The sequence below is a fragment of the Micropruina sp. genome (genome assembly GCF_047607385.1).
Taxonomy (GTDB): domain Bacteria; phylum Actinomycetota; class Actinomycetes; order Propionibacteriales; family Propionibacteriaceae; genus Micropruina.
Genome location: NZ_JASGDE010000173.1, coordinates 20,835 through 33,636 on the forward strand (window position 1 = coordinate 20,835; position 12,802 = coordinate 33,636).

A 12,802-nucleotide genomic window follows, 5' to 3' on the forward strand; every position below is an offset into this window, starting at 1 on the left:
GTCCCCGATCATCGATCGTCCGGTGTCGGATCAGGGCCGTCCGTCCGTGGAGGCCGCCTGGTCCTCCAGCAGGGCCCCCACCAGCATGTGCACCGAACGCCGAACCTGGTCCGGCAGGTCGGCGAGCGGGGCATGGCCGACGCCGACCCGGACGATGTCGACGTAGAGGGTGGCGTAGATGGTGTGGGCGATGTCCTCCAAGCCGACGGACGCGCTGCGCGGGCGTGCCCGGTGGGTGCGCAGGACGTCCAGGATGGCTCCCTCGATCTCGGAGACGCGGGCGCTCGCGGCCTCGCGGTGCGCGGGGACGCCGAACAGGGCTTCGCGCTCGTAGGCCAGCATGTTCTCGGGGTGGTCGAAGGACTCCCGGGCGAGCGGCCGCAGGATCGCCAGGATCGACCGCTCCAGGTCCTCGCCGCCGCGGGCTCGGGCGAGCCCTTCGGCGATGCCCTCGGAGACCCGGTCGTTCATCACCGACACCAGCAGTTCTGCTTTCGAGCCGGCGTACCGGAACAGGGTGCCGACGCCGACGTCGGCGGCCCGGGCGATCTCCGCGGTCGTCACCGAGTCGTAGCCGCGCTCGGCGAAGAGCCGGGCGGCCGCGGCCAAGATGCGCCGGCGGCGGTCGGACTTCTTGCGTTCCCGCAGCCCGATCGGCGCCGTCGGCTCCTCGGTCGTCTCGTCGTTCTTCATGATCCTCCCCGTCTGCTTCGGCCGGCCTGCCGCGCGTCCGCGTCCGTGCTGCGTCGACGTCGAGTCTAACGGATCAGACTCAAAATGGAGTACACTCCACTTTGGACGCGGCGACCAACCTCCGTCCGTCCCACCCAGGACGCGACCGCGTCCGGCACGACTGAGAAAGGAAGCGCGACTGCGATGGCACCGCACGCATACATGATCGGGACCGGCATCGGAAACCTGGCCGCGGGGATCTATCTGATCCGCGACGGCGGCTGGGACGGCAGCCAGATCACCATGCTGGGCCTGGAGAAGCACGGGGCCAACGACGGCCAGGCCACGAAGGACTTCGCGTCCGAGTACGGCCATGGCCCACTGTCGAACGACGCAGGCTTCACCAATCGCGGCGGGCGAATGCTGAACGAGGAAACCTACGAGAACTTCTGGGACGTGATGGGCTCGGTGCCGTCGCTGGAGCAGCCCGGAAAGTCGGTGACCGAGGAGATCCTGGAGTTCGACCACGCTCATCCCACCAAGGACATCGGCCGGCTCATCGATCGCGACGGCCTGCGGACTTCCGGCCCCAACTCCTCCGTGCACATGCAGTTCACCAATGCCGAGCGGCTGCTGTTGACCCGGCTGATGATGCTGCCGGAATCTCGCGAGTCCGAGCTCGACGACATCTCGATCGAGGAGTGGTTCGCCTCCAGTCCGCACTTCTTCACCACCAACTTCTGGTGGATGTGGCAAACCACGTTCGCCTTCAAGAAGCAGTCCTCGGCGGCCGAACTGCGCCGCTACATGAACCGGATGATCCTGGAATTCTCCCGGATCAACACCTTGGAGGGCGTCACGCGGACGCCGTACAACCAGTACGAGTCGGTGATCCTGCCGATGCGGGCGTTCCTGAAGGATCACGGCGTCAGGTTCGTCAACAACCGCAAGGTGACCGAACTGGTGTTCGCCGACACCCCGCTGCGGGACACCATCACGGTGACCGCACTGCGCTACCAGGAGGTCGACAATGGCGACGCCCCAGGCGTCATCACGCTCAACCCGGGCGACCTGGTCTTCGACACCAACGGGTCGATCACCGATTCGACCTCTCTGGGCGATCTCGACACGCCGCTCGTCGAGGACCTGCGCTACGCCCCGAGCGCCGAGCTGTGGAAGCGCGCCACCGATCACTTCTACAACCTGGGTCACCCGGACAAATTCTTCGGCGACCGCGAGCAGTCGGAATGGACGAGTTTCACCGTCACCACGTCCGATCACTATCTGATCGCGCAGATCTCCCGGCTCACCCGTCAGCTGCCCGGCAATGCGCTGAACACCTTCGTCGACTCGAATGTGCTGCTGTCGCTGGTCGTGCATCACCAGCCGCACTATCGCGCGCAGACCGCGGAGCAGGGCGTCTTCTGGGGCTACGCGATGTACCCGCGGCGGCACGGCGATTTCGTCGCCAAGCCGTTCATCGAGATGACCGGACGCGAAATGCTGCAGGAAGTGCTCGGTCATCTGGCGCGGCTGGACAAGACGGCCGACCCGATCGGCAACCACACCGAGCGGATCATGGACTCGATCGTCAACGTCGTTCCGTCGCACATGCCGTACGCGTCCGCGCTGTTCAACCGGCGGACCACCCTCGACCGTCCCAAGGTGGTGCCGGACGGTTCGACGAACCTGGCCTTCGTCAGCCAATTCGCCGAGATGCCGTTCGACATGGTCTTCACCGAGCAGTACTCGGTGCGTGCCGCCCAGCTCGCCGTCTATACGCTGCTCGGGCTCGACAAGCCGCTGACCCCCGTCCACCACTACGAGAAGGACCCGCTGGTGATGGCCCGGGCGGCCCGGACGATGTTCCGCTAGCCGAGGCTGGTGAGGAATGTCCCGAGGCGGCTGAGCCCTTCGGTCAGCTCGTCGGCGGACGCGGCATAGGACAGCCGCACGTGGGTGTCGGCGGTCGCGGCGGCGAAGTCGCGTCCGGGCGTCAGGGCGACATGGACCGAGTCGAGCGCGCGTTCGCAGAAGGTCCAGGCGTCCAGCCCGGTGCCGGACACGTCGATGTACACGTAGAAGGCGCCGTCGGGCCTCACCGGCACCGGCAGGCCGAGGGCGGCGAGGCCGTCCAGCACCAGGTGACGGCGGGCGACCAGCTCGAGGCGGCGTTGCTCGCAGAGCGCCAGCGATTCCGGCGTGAACGCGGCCAGCGCCGCATATTGCGCGGGCGTGGAGGCGGACAGGAAGTAGTGCATCGCCAGCCTCTCGACCGGCGCCACGAGCGGCTCGGGGAGCACCGCCCAGCCGAGCCGCCAGCCGGTCATCCCGAAGTACTTGGAGAAGCTGCCGATCACGACCGCCGCGGGGTCGGCGGCGAGCACGCTGCGGGCGGGGGAGCCGTCCCGGTCCGGGTCGGCGAGCTCGAGGTAGATCTCGTCCACGATCCGCCACGCGCCGCGGCTGCGCGCCAGGTCACAGATCGCCGCCAGCTCGGGGAACGGAATGCTGGTGCCGGTCGGGTTGGACGGGCTCGCGATCATCACCGCGTTCGTCCGTTCGCTCCAGGACGCCTCGACGCTCGCCGCATCGAGCTGGTAGCGCGACGCGGCCGTGGTGGGGACGGTGACCAGGGTGCCGCCGAACGAGGTCACCAGCTCCCGGTTGCAGGGGTAGGACGGGTCGGCGATGATCACCTCGTCGCCGGGTTCGGTGGTGGCGGCGGTCGCCAGCAGCAGTGCCGAGGAGGCGCCTGTGGTGATGGCGATCCTCGCCGGGTCGACCTCGACGCCGTGCCGGTCGCGATAGAAGCCGGCGATCGCCGTCCGCAACGCCGGCAGCCCGAGGGCGGGCGTGTAGGGCAGCGGCCGACCGTCCATCACCGCCCGCATCGCCTCGCGCACCGCGGGCGGCGCGCCGAAATCGGGCTCGCCGATGGACAGCTTCACCACGCGATGCCCGGCTGCTTCCAGGGCGGCGGCGCGCTCGCCGAAAGCCAGCGCGTGGAACGGCTCGGCGTGCTGGGCGCGATGCGTGAGCTTCATGGCGACTCTGACGATTCGGGGATCGGGCGGCACCGACGGCGTCGGTGCTTCGGACATTACTCGTCGACGGCGTTGCCCGGCGACGCTGCTGGTACCGTCCCCCGATGGACGCGATCGTGATCGGACTCGACGGATTCTCCCGCTGCGGGTGGGTCGGCGACGACCCCGATTACCGCCGTTATCACGACGAGGAGTGGGGCGTGCCGTTGCATGGCGACCGCGCGCTGTTCGAGAAGCTGGCGTTGGAGGGCTTCCAGGCCGGGCTGTCCTGGATCACCATCCTGCGCAAGCGCCCGCGGTTCCGTGAGGCGTTCGCCGGCTTCGACCCGGCGGTGGTCGCCGCGTTCGGGCCCGACGACGTCGAGCGGTTGATGGCGGACGCCGGCATCGTCCGCAACCGCGCCAAGATCGAGGCCACCATCGCCAACGCGGCCCTGGTGCGGGACATGGCCGACGGCGAACTCGACGCGCTGATCTGGTCCTTCGCGCCCACCGGCGCCGCGGCCGAGCGTGCGCGTCCCGCGGCGTTCGCCGACGTGCCCGCGGTGACGCCGGAGTCGGCCGCGCTGAGCAAGGCGCTGCGGAAACGCGGCTTCCGCTTCGTGGGGCCGACCACGATGTACGCGCTGATGCAGTCGGCCGGCATGGTCGACGATCACCTGGCCGGATGCTGGCGGGTGTCGGAGGATGGCCAGGGGAAGCGCTGACTTTCCTCGGTCGATCTCGGTCGAGACCCGTCCCGGATTCCGTGCCTCAGTCGATGCCGGAGCGGTGGCCCAGGGTGACGGCGACGAGGGGCGGAGGGTGGAAGCGGCGGCTCGCTCAGCCGTCGAGTTCCGCGAGGACCCGGCTCAGGTAGTTGCGGTTCGGAATGTCGGTGCACAGATCGTGGGCGCGCTGCAGTGCCTCCCGGGCTGCCGCGGCCTGTCCCGCATCGCGCAGCAGTGCCCCGCGCGCGGCGTGAAAGGCCTGGAAGGTGCCGATCGCGGGATAGCGCTGGGGCAGCATGTCGAGCACCGCGAGCCCGGCGGACGCGTCGGCGGCGCGTCCGATCGCGACCGCACGGGCCACCTGCGCACCCATGCTCGGAGTCTCCGCGATCAACGCGTCGTAGAGCTGCGCGATCAGCGGCCAGGGAGTTTCGCTCGCGGACGTGCGGGTCGCGTGCGCCGACTGGATGGCGGCCTGCAGCTCGTACGGCCCGGGCGGACCCTGCCGGGGATAGCGCAGGCCGCCGTGCAAGGTCTGATTTCCCCGGCTGATCAGGTGGTGATCCCAGTCGTCGGGATCCTGCTCGTCCAAAGGCACCAGGACGTCGCCGGCTATCCGTGCGGCGGCGCGGGAATGCAGGAGCAACAGCAGTGCGGCGAGCCCGCGAATCTCGTGATTCTCCGGGCATTCCCGCAGCAGCAATTGGCTGGCGTGGATGGCGTCCTCGACGATCCGCTCGGTGGCGCCCAAGGGTGCGATCCGCAGCCAGTCGACGGCGTAGGCGGCGTAGATCGCGTCGAGCACCGCCTGAACGCGTCCGGCGTCGATGTGTTCCGGAATCTCGAACGACGCCCGATTCGCCCGCAGCTTCTGCTTCGCCCGCACCAGCCGCTTGGCCAGCGTGGCGACCGGCAGTGCGAAGGCGGTGGCGATGTCGGAAGTGCTCGCCCCCAGCGCCACCTGCAGGATCAGCGGCGCGTGGACGCCGCGGTCGAGGGCCGGATGCGCGCAGGCGAACAGCAGGCCGAGGGTGTCGTCCCGGCTCGGGGTCGGACCGCTTTCCAGCGAATCCTCGATCTCGTCGGTGAGTGCCGCGGAGGTCCGGACGGCGGCCGAGCGGACCACGTCCCGGATCCGATTGCGGGCCACGGTGACGATCCAGGCCTGCGCGTTCCGCGGCGGGTTCGACGGCCAGCTGCGCAGCGCGGCCTCGACCGCTTCGGCGAAGGCGTCCTCGGCACGCTGCAGGTCGCCGCACCACCGCGTCAACGCGCCGATGAGCCGAGCGCGGTCGTCCCGGACGATCCCCAGCAGGGTGTCGTCGGTCGCGCTCGACCCGTCGGTGTGCGTCATCGGACGGCTCAGCCGCCCATGGCGGAGGCGCGCACCTCGACCTTGCCGTAGTGGGCGACCGGGCACTTCTTGGCCCACTCCAGGGCGGCATCGAGCGACGGGGCTTCGATGACGAAGTAGCCGCCGAGCTGTTCCTTGGTCTCCGAGAACGGCCCGTCGTGCACCACCGCCTCACCGTCCCGGATCGACACCGTGGTCGCCGTCGCGGTCGGCTGCAGCCAGTCGGTGGCAACGAACACCCCGGCTTCCCGGAGCGCGCCGATGTAGGCGCCGAACACCGCGAGTTCCTGCTGCATATCGGCCTCGGACTTCTCGGCGTACGCGGCCTCGTCGCTGTAGAGGAAAAATGTGTACTTCATGGGAGTTCCCTTGTCTGCGTGGTGGTGGTGGAGTCTGCATGGTGGTGGAACCGTGCCCCGATCGTAGGGCTACGGCATTTGTCCGAGGAGGTTCGACAGAGCTTCCCGTCGAACCACTGCTTCAGCGCCAGTCGCGCCCGGCGAGATTCGCGATGCCGGTCTCCAGGCTCGGGCCCAGCACCTTGTTGGCGACCAGCCCGAAGATGCGCAGCACCGGATTGTTCCCGGCGTCCAGTTTCGCGCTCCAGGTCACCTGGGTGCCGCCCCGGCCCGGGGTGAGGTCGATCGACTGGCGCGATCTGCCCATCGCACCCATGTCGATGTCGAAGTCGACTCCGTCGGCGCGGACGGCGGCGACCGTCTGAGTGCCCTTCCCGTCCTTGCCGGCGAACGAGAATCCGGCACCCACCCCCGACTCCGGCCCGAACGGTTCGATGACCAGCTTCGGGTCCGCGGTGCGGTACGGGTTGATCTCGGTGTAGCCCCGGGTCGAGGCGAGCAGGGCGACGATGTCGTCGGCGCTGCCCGCGACCGTGCCTGCTCGGGTGATGGTGGTGAAGCGGCCCATGACCGGCTCCCTTCTGTCTGCGGGCCCTGGGACGGGTCCGTCTACAAGGGGGACGAACGAAACAGCGGCCCGAGGACAGCCACGGGAGGATTCTTGGTGACGCTGTGCGGCGGGCCTCGGAACCGGCCGCGGGCAACAGCCCCACGCATTAGCCTCGAACCATGCCTGCGGATGAGCCCGCTGCGGCCGGCGGCGAGCGATCGGACGCCGCTGAGGTGCGCAGGACCCGGCGCGAGGCCAAGGCCTGCGGCTGGCTGTTGATCGCCGGGGGACTGCTGTTCACCGGGGCGCTGCTCTGTGTGGGCCTCGCTTCCCAGGACTTGCCGACCAGCGTGAGCCTGCTGGAATGGGCGGGCCGGCATCGCGGCGCGCTGGCGCTGGCGGACGAGGGGCTGGCCTTCGCCGTGGCCGGCTACACGGTTGCGCTCGTGCTGCTGTATCGGCGGCTGCGACAGCGCAGCCCGATCGCGTCACTGGTCGGCGTCGTGGTGCACGGGGTCGGTGCTGTCGGTTTCGTGAGCGCGACGCTCGCACTGGGCCGGCTGGTCTATCCGGTCAGCACTGTGTCGGTGTCCGAGCAGGGCGCGCTGCTCTCGGCCGCCCAGGTGTTCGGCGGCATCCACTTCGCCGCCATCGCGCTGGGTGCATCCATCGTGGCGTTCGGCGTCGCGCTCGGCGGCCGGCCGATGATCGGCCTGAGCCTGGCGGTCGGCGTGCTGCAGGTCGCCGGCAGCTATTTCGCGGGGACCACGCCGGTCTGGCTGCTGGCCACCGCGCTGGTGAGCTGGTTGCTCTGGTCGATGGTGGTGGGCCGCCTGGTGCTGGCGGGCAGGGCCGGGCGTCCGGCCGGTGTCCGCTCGCGGCTCTGGTCCGGCGACCCCGAGGGTGCTGCGCGAGGGGGCGGCTAGGGTGCCCGTATGCCGGACGCCAAATTCGCCGACCCGCGGCTCGCGCCGCTGTACGACCGGTTCGAAGCCGATCGGGACGACCTGGACGCGTACCTCGCGATCGTCGAGGAGTTCGGCGCCCGGGAGATCCTCGACGTCGGCTGCGGCACCGGGGTCTTCGCGTTGCTGCTCGCCGAGCGTCATCACCAGGTGACCGGCGTTGACCCGGCGGCCGCGTCGCTGGCTGTCGCTCGCGCCAAACCCGGCGCGGACAAGGTGCGATTCATCCTCGGAGACGCGACGACGCTGCCGCCGTTGCAGGTCGACCTGGCGACCATGACGGGCAATGTCGCGCAGGTCTTCCTCTCCGACGCCGACTGGACGGCGACGCTGGCCGGCATCCACCGGGCGCTGCGGCCGGGTGGGCGGCTGGTGTTCGAGTCGCGGGATCCGGCCCGGCGGGTGTGGCAGGACTGGCTCCGCGACTGGACGCCGCAGCGCGTCGAGGTCGCCGGCGTCGGGGTCGTCGAGTCGTGGGGCAAGGTGACTCGGGTGGCGGTTCCGTTCGTCACCTTCGACGGCGCCGTCAGCTTCCCGGACGGCACCGTGGTGCCCACCTCGTCCACGCTCCGCTTCCGGGAGCGGGAGGAGTTGGAGGCGTCGCTCGCTGCCACTGGCTTCCGGGTGGACGAGGTCCGTGACGCGCCCGACCGTTCCGGGCACGAGTTCGTCTTCGTGGCGACCCGGCTGTAGCGAGGCCGGTTGGGCGGCCGGTCAACGATCGGCGTCCATCGCGGCCCGGTAGGCGGCGTCGAGTCGTTCCAGCGGGCCGGGGCCGGTGCGGGGTGGTGGTTCGGCGCCCAGGTGGCGGGTGCGCAGTTCGTCCATGAGCTCGTCGATGAAGGCGGGCCCCTCGGCGCGCATCAGTTCTTGGCGGGTGCGCAGCTCCGGGGTTCCTTCGCGCCAGTCCAGGCCCCAGTTGCCGAGCGCGAACAGGATCGGGACGGTCTGGATGCCGGCCTCGGTGAGGCTGTAGCGGGCTCGGCGTCCGCGGCCGGCGTCCTGCCTGGTCAGGATGCCGGCCGCGACCAGCTTCTTGAGCCGGTCGGCGAGGATGTTCGAGGCGATGCCTTCGATGGATCCGCCGAGCAGTTCACGGAAGTAGCGCCGGTCACCGAAGATCATGTCGCGCAGCACCAGGAACGACCATTGGTCGCCGAGCGCCTCGACGGCGGCGTTGATGGCGCACCCCGATCGCGGATCCACTCGACCTCCTTGACTCCGGCCTCAGTCAATCATCAATCCCAGTGATTGCAATTCGCCATCACTAATCCGGTTCGATCTTTGTAACCTCGTTCCATGCCACCGGAACTCGAGCACCGCGCCTTCGCGTCGGTCGAGGAGCTGTGGACGTGGCTGGGCGAGAACCACCGCACCCACCCGGGCCTGTGGGTCGTGCTGCAGAAGGCGAGCAGTCCGACGCCCTCGGTCAGCTTCCACGACCTGCTCGAAGCCGGCATCGCCTTCGGCTGGAGCGAGAGCACCCGGCGGGCGAACGACACCACCTCGTACCTGCAGAAGTTCACCCCACGGCGCGGCAAGGGGACGACGTCGGCGCGCAACGCCGCGATCGCCGCCCGGTTGGAAGCAGCGGGACGGATGACCCCGGCCGGGCGAACGGCGCTCGGCTACTGACGCGATCACCGCTCCTCGGTCGCTTCAACCCTGGATCGACCCCTGGACCGAACGAACCGACGTGGTGCTGCGGGCGTAGCGGGTGCCAGCCTCGGTGCGGCGCCACCACTGGCCGAAGATGACCGCGAAGCCGATCGGGATCATCGACGACAGCGCCGCGTCCAGCCAGGTTCCGCTGGTCTCGTTGAGGTCGGCCATCCCGAACGAACCCAGTGCGAACGCGACCACGTTGTTCACCGCATGCAGCGCGACGGCCGCCTCCAACCCGCCGGTGCGCCAGGTCAGCCAGGTCGCCACCACGGCGAACACGCCCACCGAGACCAGACCCCAGGCGTCGTAGTTGTGTCCCAGCACGAACAGCGGCAGCGAGGCGAGCAGGCCCCAGACCGGCGCGCGCAGCCAGTGCCCGACCGTCTGCATCAGCAGGCCGCGGAACAGGTATTCCTCGCCGGCCGCCTGCAGCGGGATGATCAGCAGGGCCACCGCCAGCATGCTCGCGGTCCGCCCGGACAACACCGGCATCACCGGGTTCAACGTCCAGGCCACGACGAGCGGCAGCAGCACCGGCGCGGTCATCATCGCCAGCGAGCGGGCGAACAGCCCCCACCGGAAACGTCCCGCCACCGAGTCGAGGGTGCCGCGGCGACCCATCAGCCGCACGGTGAGGCGTCCGGCGGGAATGAAGAGGGCGAGCATCAGGCTGAGGCAGGCCGCCTGGACGGGGTCGTTCATGTCGATCGCCTCGGCGTCCATGGTGCCCGGATCGAACCCCAGCAGCAGCCAGGCCAGTATCAGCCCGACCAGCAGGACCAGGTAGAAGAGGACGAAGAGGCCGAGGCTCGCCAGCGGACGCCACCACCCCGGCACCAGCCGGCTCAGCCGGAAGTAGGGCAGCGATTCCGGGGCGGGTGCCGGAGCGGACGTGGTGGTGGGTTCCAGTGAGAGTGTCATGGCTTCAGCCTCGGCGTCGGTGCGGGTTCCCCGGGATCGGCCGACCGGACGCCGCCCGGCGCCGAAGGTCGCCTCCGCTGTCATCCCTTCGGACGACAGGACGCCCTCGGCGGGCTCGGTAGATTGCCCGGGTGAGCATTCTCCGGGGAGCCGTGACCGCGGCGACCCTGACCGGGGCGGCGCTGGTCGGCGCCCTGGCGCAGGTGGGCGGGTGGATGCTGGTCCACCCCGATCTCGATCGCATCCCGGACGCCGAGATCGGCCCGATCGCGGCGCGGATGCTCGGCGACGTGGCCCTCGGCGTGCTCGCCATCGCCCTGCTGCCGCTGGTGATCGGCGCACGGGCCCGGCCGGGACGCCGTGCGGGCATCGCCGCCGTCGTGATCACCGCCGCTTCGGTGTCCGCGCTGGCGATGCCGGCGTCCCTGATAGCGCTGGGAACGGTGGCGTCCTGGCGTCGTCACGGCTGGCTGATCGCGGCCGGGATCGGCTGGCTGGCGGTGCAGCTCCCGCTTCTGGCCGCCGACACCGACTTCTGGCTGGGCCTCGCCGGCGCGGTCCTGGTCGGTGCGGTGGCCGTGCTGATCGGCGTGACGGTGGGGCGGCGGCGCGAGCTGGTGGTGTCGCTGCGCGACCGGGCCGAGGCGTTGGAGCGGGAACAGGCGGCCGTGGTGGCGGGGACTCGGCTCGCGGAGCGGACCCGGATGGCCCGCGAGATGCACGACACGCTCTCCCACCGGCTGTCGTTGATCTCGCTGCATGCCGGCGGCCTCGCGGTGCATCCGGACGCCGGCCCCGCGCGCGTCGAGGAGACGTCCCGGCTCATTCAGCAGGTGGCGCAGACGGCGTCCGAGGAACTCCACGCCGTGCTCACCGTGCTGCGCGACGACCAGCACGACGTCCGGCTCGACCCGACCCTGGCCGATCTGACCCTGGCCGGCCGGGGCGGCCTGGCCGCGATGCCCGGCGCGGACGTCCGGTTCGTCGTCGACCCGGCCCTGGCGGAGCATCTCGACGAGCTCGCGCCGGCGGCATCGCGGGCGCTCGCCCGGGTCGTCGCCGAAGGGATCGGCAACGCGGTCAAGCATGCTCCCGGACGGCCGGTCGCGGTGACCCTCACCGGGGCGCCGGGGCAGTGGACGCAGGCGGAGGTGCGCAACCCGCTGGGTGCGGGGTCGCCGCTGGCCGGCGGGTACGGCCTGATCGGGCTGCGCGAACGGATCGAGCTCGCCGGCGGCCGGTTGGACGCCGGCCGCGACGGTGGCGAGTTCGTGCTGCGAGCATGGGTGCCATGGAGCTGACCCCGCCCGCCACCGCCCGCACCCTGCTGGTCGACGACGAGCCGCTGATCCGCGCCGGACTACGCCTGATCCTCGACGGGACGCCCGGCATCGAGGTCGTCGGCGAGGCCGGCGACGGGCGCGCCGGCGTGCAGGCCGTGGCGTCGCTGCGTCCCCACGTGGTGCTGATGGACCTGCGGATGCCGGTCCTGGACGGGATCGCCGCCACCCGCGAGATCGTCGCCTCCGGGCACGGCGCCGCGGTGGTGGTGCTCACCTCGTTCGACACCGAAGGGTTCATCGCGGACGCCCTGGACGCCGGCGCGCAGGGATTCCTGCTCAAGAACGCGCCGCCGGAGGAACTGATCGACGCGGTCCGGCAGGCCGCCGCCGGCGGGATGCCGTTCAGTCCGGCGGTGCTCCGGCGCGTCGCCCAGCTGGCCGCCCGCGCACCCCGTCCGGACGCCGCCGACCCGCTCGCCGAGCTGAGCGACCGGGAACGCGAGGTGGCCCTGTTGATCGCGGACGGCCTCGGCAACCAGGAGATCGCCGACCGTCTCTACCTGTCGCTGCCGACGGTGAAGACCTATGTGGGTCGGCTGCTCGGCAAGCTGGACGCCAGCAACCGCGTCCAGATCGCCCTCGCCGTGCAACGGGCCCGGGTTGGCTGAGCCCAAACGGAGGGTCTGACAAATCTGCTCGCGGTCGGGTCGGGCGACGCCAGGGGAGCCCTGCTGCGGGCGATCGGAGCTCAGAGCCAGCGTCGGACGCGGGCGCGATAGGACGCGTACTCGGCGCCGAATTTGCCGTCGAGGTAGCGCTCCTCGGGCAGGATCGCACCCCACCACAGCGCCAGCACACCGACCGGCACCAGCAGCAGCGCCCAGAACGACGGCCAGAGCAGGGCGAGCGCCACGTCCAGGACGATCAGGCCCAGGTAGAGCGGATTGCGGCTGACCCGGAACGGGCCGCGGTCGAGAATCGTGCGGGTGGCGCCGCCCGGCAACAGTGCGGTGCGGTGCCGGGCCATCAGCCACAGCGCCCATCCGTTCCAGAGCGCGAAGACGACGACCAGGACATAGCCGACGGTGCGGGAAGGGGCGGCCGGGAGCGCCACCGGGTCGCCGGCGACACCGGTCAGGCCGATCCCGGCGAGCAACGGCACGCTCAGCGCGACCGGCGGCCAGATCCGATAGGCCGGAGCATCGACCATGGCCTCAGCGTAGTGACAGGGGCTCGGCGGCGGCGCGAGCCGGGTCGCCCTGCGCCGGAATGCGAC

General features: G+C 70.6%; 15 protein-coding genes. 7 read left to right on the forward strand and 8 right to left on the reverse strand.

Annotated features, from left to right (window positions below; genetic code table 11):
- Positions 1-30: 30 nt before the first annotated feature.
- Complete coding sequence (locus tag QM582_RS15440; protein WP_415085860.1) at positions 31-693, reverse strand: TetR/AcrR family transcriptional regulator; 663 nt, start codon at positions 691-693, stop codon at positions 31-33.
- An 84-nt stretch (positions 694-777) separates the two neighbouring features.
- Between QM582_RS15440 and QM582_RS15445 the strand changes: the two genes are divergently transcribed.
- Positions 778-2,547: an oleate hydratase gene (locus QM582_RS15445; RefSeq protein WP_415085861.1), complete on the forward strand. Its 1,770-nt coding sequence runs from the start codon at positions 778-780 to the stop codon at positions 2,545-2,547.
- Here QM582_RS15445 and QM582_RS15450 read toward each other — a convergent pair.
- The gene (locus tag QM582_RS15450) at positions 2,544-3,719 is read right to left on the reverse strand and encodes an aminotransferase class I/II-fold pyridoxal phosphate-dependent enzyme (protein ID WP_415085863.1); all 1,176 of its coding nucleotides are present in this window, start codon (positions 3,717-3,719) and stop codon (positions 2,544-2,546) included. The genes QM582_RS15445 and QM582_RS15450 overlap by 4 nt on opposite strands.
- 104 nt (positions 3,720-3,823) lie before the next feature.
- On the opposite strand from QM582_RS15450, the gene QM582_RS15455 reads away from it, so the two are divergent.
- The gene (locus QM582_RS15455; protein ID WP_415085865.1) at positions 3,824-4,426 is read left to right on the forward strand and encodes a DNA-3-methyladenine glycosylase I; all 603 of its coding nucleotides are present in this window, start codon (positions 3,824-3,826) and stop codon (positions 4,424-4,426) included.
- A gap of 115 nt (positions 4,427-4,541) precedes the next feature.
- Here the strand turns inward: QM582_RS15455 and QM582_RS15460 are convergent, their stop codons facing one another.
- From QM582_RS15460 to QM582_RS15470, 3 genes are all read right to left on the reverse strand, one after another.
- Entirely contained in the window at positions 4,542-5,783 is a 1,242-nt protein-coding gene (locus QM582_RS15460) for an RNA polymerase sigma factor (protein ID WP_415085866.1), read from the reverse strand.
- Positions 5,784-5,791: 8 nt separating this feature from the next.
- The gene (locus QM582_RS15465; RefSeq protein ID WP_415085868.1) at positions 5,792-6,142 is read right to left on the reverse strand and encodes a YciI family protein; all 351 of its coding nucleotides are present in this window, start codon (positions 6,140-6,142) and stop codon (positions 5,792-5,794) included.
- A gap of 121 nt (positions 6,143-6,263) precedes the next feature.
- On the reverse strand, positions 6,264-6,710 hold the full coding sequence (locus QM582_RS15470; RefSeq protein ID WP_415085869.1) for an SRPBCC family protein: 447 nt from the start codon (positions 6,708-6,710) through the stop codon (positions 6,264-6,266).
- 161 nt (positions 6,711-6,871) lie between these two features.
- Between QM582_RS15470 and QM582_RS15475 the strand changes: the two genes are divergently transcribed.
- The gene (locus QM582_RS15475) at positions 6,872-7,618 is read left to right on the forward strand and encodes a hypothetical protein (RefSeq protein ID WP_415085871.1); all 747 of its coding nucleotides are present in this window, start codon (positions 6,872-6,874) and stop codon (positions 7,616-7,618) included.
- A gap of 9 nt (positions 7,619-7,627) precedes the next feature.
- Positions 7,628-8,350, forward strand: a complete 723-nt coding sequence (locus tag QM582_RS15480) for a class I SAM-dependent methyltransferase (protein WP_415085873.1) — start codon at positions 7,628-7,630, stop codon at positions 8,348-8,350.
- 21 nt (positions 8,351-8,371) lie between these two features.
- Here the strand turns inward: QM582_RS15480 and QM582_RS15485 are convergent, their stop codons facing one another.
- Complete coding sequence (locus QM582_RS15485; RefSeq protein WP_415085875.1) at positions 8,372-8,863, reverse strand: winged helix-turn-helix transcriptional regulator; 492 nt, start codon at positions 8,861-8,863, stop codon at positions 8,372-8,374.
- A 93-nt stretch (positions 8,864-8,956) separates the two neighbouring features.
- Between QM582_RS15485 and QM582_RS15490 the strand changes: the two genes are divergently transcribed.
- A complete protein-coding gene (locus QM582_RS15490; RefSeq protein WP_415085877.1) occupies positions 8,957-9,292 on the forward strand; it encodes a YdeI/OmpD-associated family protein in 336 nt (111 codons plus the stop codon).
- 24 nt (positions 9,293-9,316) lie between these two features.
- On the opposite strand, the gene QM582_RS15495 is transcribed toward QM582_RS15490, so the two are convergent.
- Positions 9,317-10,243 (reverse strand): lysostaphin resistance A-like protein, encoded by a 927-nt coding sequence (locus tag QM582_RS15495; RefSeq protein ID WP_415085878.1) that lies wholly within the window; start codon positions 10,241-10,243, stop codon positions 9,317-9,319.
- A gap of 131 nt (positions 10,244-10,374) precedes the next feature.
- Between QM582_RS15495 and QM582_RS15500 the strand changes: the two genes are divergently transcribed.
- Both QM582_RS15500 and QM582_RS15505 read left to right on the forward strand, forming a co-directional pair.
- A complete protein-coding gene (locus QM582_RS15500) occupies positions 10,375-11,544 on the forward strand; it encodes a sensor histidine kinase (RefSeq protein ID WP_415085880.1) in 1,170 nt (389 codons plus the stop codon).
- Positions 11,535-12,194, forward strand: a complete 660-nt coding sequence (locus QM582_RS15505) for a response regulator transcription factor (protein ID WP_415085881.1) — start codon at positions 11,535-11,537, stop codon at positions 12,192-12,194. The genes QM582_RS15500 and QM582_RS15505 overlap by 10 nt, the downstream gene beginning before the upstream one ends.
- A gap of 80 nt (positions 12,195-12,274) precedes the next feature.
- Here the strand turns inward: QM582_RS15505 and QM582_RS15510 are convergent, their stop codons facing one another.
- A complete protein-coding gene (locus tag QM582_RS15510; protein WP_415085882.1) occupies positions 12,275-12,736 on the reverse strand; it encodes a methyltransferase family protein in 462 nt (153 codons plus the stop codon).
- Positions 12,737-12,802 lie beyond the last annotated feature (66 nt).

What these genes read in the sequence shown, in the direction of transcription:
- QM582_RS15440 (WP_415085860.1), bottom strand. Translation starts at nt 693, where the DNA reads ATGAAGAACGACGAGACGACCGAGGAGCCGACGGCGCCGATCGGGCTG.
- QM582_RS15445 (WP_415085861.1), top strand. Translation starts at nt 778, where the DNA reads ATGGAGTACACTCCACTTTGGACGCGGCGACCAACCTCCGTCCGTCCC.
- QM582_RS15450 (WP_415085863.1), bottom strand. Translation starts at nt 3,719, where the DNA reads ATGAAGCTCACGCATCGCGCCCAGCACGCCGAGCCGTTCCACGCGCTG.
- QM582_RS15455 (WP_415085865.1), top strand. Translation starts at nt 3,824, where the DNA reads ATGGACGCGATCGTGATCGGACTCGACGGATTCTCCCGCTGCGGGTGG.
- QM582_RS15460 (WP_415085866.1), bottom strand. Translation starts at nt 5,783, where the DNA reads ATGACGCACACCGACGGGTCGAGCGCGACCGACGACACCCTGCTGGGG.
- QM582_RS15465 (WP_415085868.1), bottom strand. Translation starts at nt 6,142, where the DNA reads ATGAAGTACACATTTTTCCTCTACAGCGACGAGGCCGCGTACGCCGAG.
- QM582_RS15470 (WP_415085869.1), bottom strand. Translation starts at nt 6,710, where the DNA reads ATGGGCCGCTTCACCACCATCACCCGAGCAGGCACGGTCGCGGGCAGC.
- QM582_RS15475 (WP_415085871.1), top strand. Translation starts at nt 6,872, where the DNA reads ATGCCTGCGGATGAGCCCGCTGCGGCCGGCGGCGAGCGATCGGACGCC.
- QM582_RS15480 (WP_415085873.1), top strand. Translation starts at nt 7,628, where the DNA reads ATGCCGGACGCCAAATTCGCCGACCCGCGGCTCGCGCCGCTGTACGAC.
- QM582_RS15490 (WP_415085877.1), top strand. Translation starts at nt 8,957, where the DNA reads ATGCCACCGGAACTCGAGCACCGCGCCTTCGCGTCGGTCGAGGAGCTG.
- QM582_RS15495 (WP_415085878.1), bottom strand. Translation starts at nt 10,243, where the DNA reads ATGACACTCTCACTGGAACCCACCACCACGTCCGCTCCGGCACCCGCC.
- QM582_RS15505 (WP_415085881.1), top strand. Translation starts at nt 11,535, where the DNA reads ATGGAGCTGACCCCGCCCGCCACCGCCCGCACCCTGCTGGTCGACGAC.
- QM582_RS15510 (WP_415085882.1), bottom strand. Translation starts at nt 12,736, where the DNA reads ATGGTCGATGCTCCGGCCTATCGGATCTGGCCGCCGGTCGCGCTGAGC.